The following is a 1830-nucleotide window of genomic DNA, read 5'->3' as shown; positions in this document are numbered from 1 at the left end:
CGTCCGGATCGGGCTCGGGCGGCTGCTCGCCGAGCAGCTCGTCGAGCAGCGACTCGTCCATGCCGGGCTCGTCGAACGGATTGCGGCGACGACGGTGCGGCAACGCCAGCCGCGCCGCCACCGCGATGTCCTCCCGCGTCACCTCGTCGCGGCCCACCCACGCCGCATGCGCGACGGCGGTCTTCGCGGTGACCAGGTCGGCGCGCATCCCGTCGACGTCGAACGCCGCGCACACCTCCGCGATCGCGACGAGCGCGTCGTCGTCGAGCCGCACCTGCGGCAGCCGGTCGCGGGCCTGCGCCAACCGCCGCGTCAGCGCCGCCTCGGCGTCGGCCCACCGCGCGACGAACGCGTCCGGGTCGGCGTCGAACGCCAGGCGCCGCCGCACGATCTCCGCCCGCACCTGCGGATCGCGGGGCGCGGCCACCTCGACGGTGAGGCCGAAGCGGTCGAGCAGCTGCGGCCGCAGCTCACCCTCCTCCGGGTTCATCGTGCCGACCAGCACGAACCGGGCAGCGTGCGAGACCGACACCCCGTCGCGCTCGACGGAGCAGCGGCCCATCGCGGCGGCGTCGAGCAACAGGTCCACCAGGTGGTCGTGCAGCAGATTGACCTCGTCGACGTAGAGCACCCCGCGGTGCGCCCGGGCGAGCAGGCCGGGCTCGTACTCGGCGGTGCCCGCCGACAGCGCCTTCTGCAGGTGCAGGGAGCCGGTGACGCGGTCCTCGGTGGCACCGACCGGCAGCTCCACCAGCCGCGCCGGACGGGTCTGCGCCGCCGCACCGCCCGGGTGCGGCCCGTCGGGGCACGCCGGGTCGGGGGCGGCGGGATCGCACGCGAAGCGGCAGCCGGTGACCTCGGTGACCTGCGGCAACAGCGCGGCCTGGGCGCGTACGGTGGTCGACTTGGCGGTGCCCTTCTCGCCGCGCACGAGCACCCCGCCGATCGACGGCGAGACCGCGCACAGGGACAGGGCCAGCGCCAGGTCGTCGGAGCCGACGACGGCACTGAACGGATACACGTGCACTCGAACCTCCACAGGCTCCCGCTGGGATGTCTTCTCGGCAGCTGAAATCGAGGCCGGTATTCGGACTTCCCGGTCGAACGCCGTGCGATCGCCTTCCCGGACCGGCCGGTCCAGTGGCTGCGCGTGTTGCGCGTGATCGACGACTCCCGGGTCACCGCAGCGGGCCTGTGCCGGATTCGCACCGGCTTCCCGATTATCCCCGTGAGGGGCACCTCGATTGTCTTGCCGCCGCCGAGTCTAACCGCACCGGCTAGGGTTCGACGCCATGGGTTCACAGATCACCGTCGTCGGCATGGGCGCCGACGGCTGGGACGGCCTGCCGCCGCCCGCCCGCGACGCGGTGCTCGGCGCGCAGGTCCTGCTGGGCGGGCGCCGTCACCTGGCGCTGCTGCCCGAGACCGGCGCCGTCCGGGAGCCGTGGCCCTCCCCGCTGCGCGACGGGCTCGGCGCGCTGCTCGAGCGCCATCGCGACCGGCGGATCGTCGCGGTCGCCTCGGGCGACCCCCTCGTCTCCGGCATCGGCTCCACGCTCATCGCCCACCTCGGCGCCGCCGCGGTGACGGTGCTGCCCGCGGTGTCATCGGTGGCCCTGGCCCGCGCGCGGATGGGGTGGAGCGCCGAGTCGGTGGACGTGGTGACGCTGGTGGGCCGCGACGTGCACGCCGTCCGCCGCGCATTCGGGCGGGGCCGGCGGCTGATCGTGCTCTCCTCCGACGGCGGCACGCCCGCGCAGGTCGCGGACCTGCTGCGCCGCGACGGCTTCGGGGCGAGTGTGCTGACGGTGCTCTCCGACCTCGGTGCCC

Annotated in this window: 2 protein-coding genes and 1 riboswitch; of the genes, one reads left to right on the top strand and one right to left on the bottom strand. The window is 74.9% G+C overall.

The window, feature by feature from the left end; translation table 11 throughout:
* A partial coding sequence (locus CQZ88_RS18990) for an ATP-binding protein (protein WP_180987042.1) occupies window positions 1-1027 on the bottom strand: 1027 nt, incomplete at its 3' end.
* Window positions 1028-1060: 33 nt separating this feature from the next.
* Window positions 1061-1258, bottom strand: a riboswitch (cobalamin riboswitch).
* A gap of 34 nt (window positions 1259-1292) precedes the next feature.
* Between CQZ88_RS18990 and cbiE the strand changes: the two genes are divergently transcribed.
* A partial coding sequence (cbiE, locus tag CQZ88_RS31365) for a precorrin-6y C5,15-methyltransferase (decarboxylating) subunit CbiE (RefSeq protein WP_258008675.1) occupies window positions 1293-1830 on the top strand: 538 nt, incomplete at its 3' end.

Origin of the sequence: Rhodococcus sp. ENV425 (assembly GCF_002887785.1) — a bacterium.
Lineage (GTDB): Bacteria > Actinomycetota > Actinomycetes > Mycobacteriales > Mycobacteriaceae > Rhodococcus > Rhodococcus aetherivorans.
The sequence above is the reverse complement of the archived record's forward strand: the minus strand, read 5'-3'. Positions and strand labels throughout refer to the sequence as shown.